We start from the raw sequence: 4,521 nt of genomic DNA on the forward strand, positions 1-4,521 counted from the left end.
CAAGGTCTCGCAACCCGAAACTTGTCCGAAGATCGACGGTGACCGCCAGCGTCACCAACGGCCGCGCGCTGCGCTACGCCGAAGGCTCCGCGCGCGGCCTCCTACACCATGTGTTGGGACACTGCCGCCCGCGAAAAGCCCCGTAGCTATGACAGCCATCTGCGGGATGCATGGGTGCAACTGATAAATAAGCATTTCCAGTCGCCGGAGCACGCTGCCGTGTTCTTCGGGGTCAGCGAAAAGACCGCGAGAAACTGGGCTGCCGGGACATGCGGTCCCCGCGGTGGTCCGGTGGGATACGCCATGAAGCACATGCCGGAGGCGGCAAGAATGCTGCTGGGGGAAACTTGAAAATCATTTTCAGAATTTGGCCGCGCGCGCAGATCAGCGCAGCGCAACGCCTTGTCGCACTCGGCTGGTGGTGGACGGAGCGCGTCCTCCACTGGTCAGGAGAAAAATCCGGAGAAAAATCCGATGAATGATGCGAGTCGATACCCGCGCTTATGCGCCTGTGGAGATCATGGTTTCGCTGGCCTGACAAAAGGCGGCGTTGCGCTGTTTGATGCTCCAGACCTCGAAGCAGTCTATGGCCGGATCTGGCTCCTGAAAGAAGGTTACGCCAAGCGCACCGAGTATGAGGGCGCAGAGAAGCGTGATGTTCAGATGCATCGCGAGATCCTAGCTGTATCTCAGGATCACAAGGTTGATCACGCCAACCAAGATCGAACTGACAACCGTCGTCGTAACATCCGCACATGCTCGCACAGCGAAAATATGATGAATCGTGGGGCGTGGGGCGGGGTGCCCTTCAAGGGGGTGGACCTCCATAAACCGACCGGAAAATATCGGGCTCGGATCAAGATTGAAGGAAAGTCGATTGTAATCGGCTCCTTCGAAACCGAGCATCAGGCTGCCCGTGCATATGACAGGGCTGCCGTCCAGCATCATGGAAAATTTGCTCGGACCAATAATTCCCTTGGGCTGCTGGGGGGATTTTCCGATGACCGCTGACATGCGCCAACAGCTTGAAGCCTGCGCTGCTGCGGGCATGCTCATGGCCGAGGCCGCGCGGCATCTGGGCTGCAGCAAGGAAAAGGTCCGCTATTGGGCCCGCAACCTCGGTATCCAGTTCCCGGAATATGTGCTGTCAGCCCCTGTGCAGCCGCGCGAGCGGGATGACAGCAAGCGCGCCGTGATCTGCGGCAGCCGCTATGCCAGCGACTATTCGTCTGACCGCGTGTCGTTGCCGCGCATGCCGTGGGACGATGCCGAGGGCACGCTGGCGGCGCGGCCGGAGACGGATCCGCCGCGCGGGATCATGAGCACAGTGCCGGGCACGCTGCGCGCCGACATGGCGCTGGCGGCGATCAGGGCTGCGCACGCGGCGCATCGCAGCGGGGAGGATGCCTGATGGCCGGGGCCAGCGTCCGCATCGAAGACGGGCATGCCGTCATCCGCATCCCTCTGCCCGAGGTGCATGCGCTGCGCGTCGCGCTGGCTGAGTGCCCGTGCCGGGCGCCGAAGTCTGAGGCGACGGCTGACATTCGCAAGCGGCTGGCGGTGGCGCTGGGGCGCATCAACGACACCTCCCGACATCATCAGAAAGGTTAGGCCATGAGGTTCAAGGAAACCGCTGACGACCTGGCTGTCAAAGCCAAGCTTTGGGACGCGACAGATCGAGAAATCGAACGCTTTGCGCGGTCCTACGCTGATGGGTTCGTCAAGGGCGAGCGCTATAGCGATGCGCAGAAGGATGCCTGCGCCGCCGCCAAGCGCAAGGGCTATCCCAAGATGCTAATTCACGCCCTTGGGGCGCAGGTTCTCAAAGGCGAATGGGGGGGGGCGGGATGCCTTAACACTCCGCTCCAGCTACCGCCGCAGGATCGGGCTCTGAATCGATGAGCAAGCGCAGCCCCGGACTGCCCCAGCGCCCGCGCGGCTTCTGGCCGACCCCGAAGGCCGCCGTCGCGCCGCTGATCCCATATCTGCCGGCCGACGCGAGCTATGGCGAGCCCTGCGCCGGTGACGGCTCGCTGATCGGGTATCTGTCCGACCTCTGGGAAGGCGGTCGTTGCGTGCTGGCGCTGGACCTTGACCCGCAAGGGCCCGGCATCGACCAGGGCGACGCGCTGGATCTGGAGTTCCGGCCCGAGCTGTGGATCACGAATCCGCCTTGGCCAAAGATCGGGCAGCGAGGTGATCCGGCGATCTCGATCATCAAGCATCTGGCCGGGATCGCGCCGGTCTGGGCGCTGCTGCCGTGGGACTTCGCCGCGAACGACTATTTCGGCCGCGTCATCCACCTGTGCAGCGACATCGTTCCGATCGGGCGCGTCTCGTGGATGGGGAACGGCACGCCCGGCAAGGACAACTGCGCGTGGTATAATTTCAGCGCGCAGAACCGCCACCCCTGCACGGTCAGGAGGCGCGCATGATCCTGCCGCAAATCATCCTGCCGTGGCCGATGGTCGCTCTCTGGCCTAATCGCAAGGCGCATTGGCGGCTCGTCTATGGCGCGCGCGAGATCCAGAAGGAAGAAACGCGGCTCCTGTGCATGGAGGCCGGGCTTCATCGGCTCAATGTGCCGGTCACGTCCCTGATGGTCAGCTACACCTTCTGCGCCCCGTCTCAGCGGCGCTACGACCGTGACGGCGCCCTGCAGGCGATGAAAGGCGCGACCGATAGCATCGCTGCCGCGATCCGCGTCGACGACAGCAATTTCGACTTCACCTTGCGCCGCGGCGACCCGTCGAAGAACGGCGGGGTCATCGTGAATATCGAGGTGCTGGGATGAGCGATCAGAAACCACCCGCCCCGTTCAAGAGCATCGGGCAGCTGGCACAGGAGGCTCTGGCCCGGGCCATCGCGAAAAAACCGGAGGCAGCAGAGTGAACACCGTGACCCACCTTCGCGACGAAGCGCCGGGGCTTTTCTCGGTCGAAGCTGAACAGATGATCCTCGGCTCGCTGCTGCTCAACTCCGAGCGCGCGACCCTTGTGGACCGCCTCGGCGGCGTCGATCTCTTTTTCGATCCCGTCCACGCCGAGATTTTCAGCATCATCTGCGACAAGGCGCGCAACGGTGATTTGGCTGATCCGGTCACTGTTTCGCTGGCGATGGCCGAGCATCCCGGCTTGGCAGAGCTTGGCGGCGGGCGCTATCTTGTTCGCATGGCCGGCGCCTCGCCGGGGCCTGAAGCGATCAAGCAATATGCCGACGCGCTGGCCGAACTGGCCCGCAAAAGGCAGATCCAGAACGCGATTTCGGAAGCCGCTGCCGCCATTGCCCGCGGCGACATGAAGGCGAGCGATGTGGCAGCACGCCTAGAGACGACAATGCTGTCGGTCAGCCAGATCGGCGACAGTGACGGCCCCGTGTCGATGCTCCGCGCCGTGAAGGAGGCGCAGGATCAGGCGTTCGCGGCCTACCGCGGCGATCAGCACCTGTCGATCCAATCCGGCATCTCGACGCTGGACGCAATCATTCCCGGCTTCTTCCCGGGCGAGCTCACCATCCTCGGCGGCAGGCCGGGATCGGGCAAGTCGGCCGTCGCGCTGTCCATGGCGCTCAACGCGGCCCGGCAGGGGCATGGCGTGGCCATCGCCTCCCTTGAGATGACCCCCAGCGCCATGGCCATGCGTGCGCTGTCAGAAGCCACAGCAGGGGCAGGGAACGCCGTGCCCTATATCAGCATGAGGAAGGGCGACATGAGCGAGGATCAGGCTCGCTGCCTCGCTCAGACATCGCACGATGTGGCCAATCTGCCGATCTACTTCCTGTCGAACAGATATGCCGACATCGGCGCCATGATGTCAGGCGTTCGCCAGATCGCCCGCGCTACCGATCTCAAGCTTCTGGTGGTCGACTATGCCCAGCTGATGACCGCCGCGGGCAAGAGCCGTTACGAGCAGATCACAGCCATCTCCATCGCGCTCAAGCGCATGTCGGTGCAGCTGAACATTCCGGTGATTGCGCTGTCACAGCTGTCCCGACAGATCGAGAGCCGCGACGACAAGCGCCCCATGATGTCTGACCTGCGCGAAAGCGGCCAGCTGGAACAGGACGCCGACAACATCATCTTTTGCTACCGCGAGGAATATTACCTGCTTCAGAAGCAGCCCGCATCGACCGATCCTGTCGAGCAGCACGTCGAGTGGCAGTCCAAAATGGACCGCGCCAAGGGCCGCATGGAGATCATCGTCAACAAGCAGCGCATGGGCGAAACCGGCACAGCCCGATGCCTTTGCGCCATGGCGACGAATAGCGTGTGGGGTGATGAATACCCGTGAGCAGAACAGTGACAACCAGCACGGGATTTGACGTGCTTCTGGAGCAGAAAACGAAGCTTGGCCACATCGAGTTTCGACTTCTATTTGCGCTGGGAGATTATCCGGCAGGATAGTGCCCCGCGGCGTGGTGTAGGAGCGCCGACCCTCGGAGAGGTCAGGGCTTGTTCAGGTGGCCACGGCGGGCAGCCTGACGGTTGGATTGTCGGTCACACGGGCGAGCGTTTCAAGGCTC

General features: G+C 63.1%; 7 protein-coding genes. All 7 read left to right on the forward strand.

Going from position 1 to position 4,521, the window contains the following annotated elements; translation table 11 throughout:
- The first annotated feature begins 474 nt into the window (after positions 1–474).
- The 7 genes from GL284_RS21005 to GL284_RS21930 all read left to right on the forward strand — a co-directional run bounded on the left by GL284_RS21005 (position 475) and on the right by GL284_RS21930 (position 4,289).
- The gene (locus tag GL284_RS21005) at positions 475–1,011 is read left to right on the forward strand and encodes an HNH endonuclease (RefSeq protein WP_155046353.1); all 537 of its coding nucleotides are present in this window, start codon (positions 475–477) and stop codon (positions 1,009–1,011) included.
- Positions 1,001–1,411, forward strand: coding sequence for a hypothetical protein (locus GL284_RS21010; protein ID WP_155046354.1), 411 nt, complete (start codon positions 1,001–1,003; stop codon positions 1,409–1,411). Before GL284_RS21005 ends, GL284_RS21010 begins: the two co-directional genes overlap by 11 nt.
- The gene (locus tag GL284_RS21015; RefSeq protein WP_155046355.1) at positions 1,411–1,611 is read left to right on the forward strand and encodes a hypothetical protein; all 201 of its coding nucleotides are present in this window, start codon (positions 1,411–1,413) and stop codon (positions 1,609–1,611) included. Before GL284_RS21010 ends, GL284_RS21015 begins: the two co-directional genes overlap by 1 nt.
- 3 nt (positions 1,612–1,614) lie before the next feature.
- Complete coding sequence (locus GL284_RS21020; RefSeq protein ID WP_155046356.1) at positions 1,615–1,902, forward strand: hypothetical protein; 288 nt, start codon at positions 1,615–1,617, stop codon at positions 1,900–1,902.
- Positions 1,899–2,435, forward strand: coding sequence for a hypothetical protein (locus GL284_RS21025; protein WP_155046357.1), 537 nt, complete (start codon positions 1,899–1,901; stop codon positions 2,433–2,435). Before GL284_RS21020 ends, GL284_RS21025 begins: the two co-directional genes overlap by 4 nt.
- Complete coding sequence (locus GL284_RS21030) at positions 2,432–2,794, forward strand: hypothetical protein (RefSeq protein ID WP_155046358.1); 363 nt, start codon at positions 2,432–2,434, stop codon at positions 2,792–2,794. Before GL284_RS21025 ends, GL284_RS21030 begins: the two co-directional genes overlap by 4 nt.
- 94 nt (positions 2,795–2,888) lie before the next feature.
- Entirely contained in the window at positions 2,889–4,289 is a 1,401-nt protein-coding gene (locus GL284_RS21930; RefSeq protein WP_155046359.1) for a DnaB-like helicase C-terminal domain-containing protein, read from the forward strand.
- Positions 4,290–4,521: the final 232 nt, after the last annotated feature.

This window comes from Paracoccus shanxieyensis, from assembly GCF_009711265.1.
In the GTDB taxonomy this organism is placed as follows: domain Bacteria; phylum Pseudomonadota; class Alphaproteobacteria; order Rhodobacterales; family Rhodobacteraceae; genus Paracoccus; species Paracoccus shanxieyensis.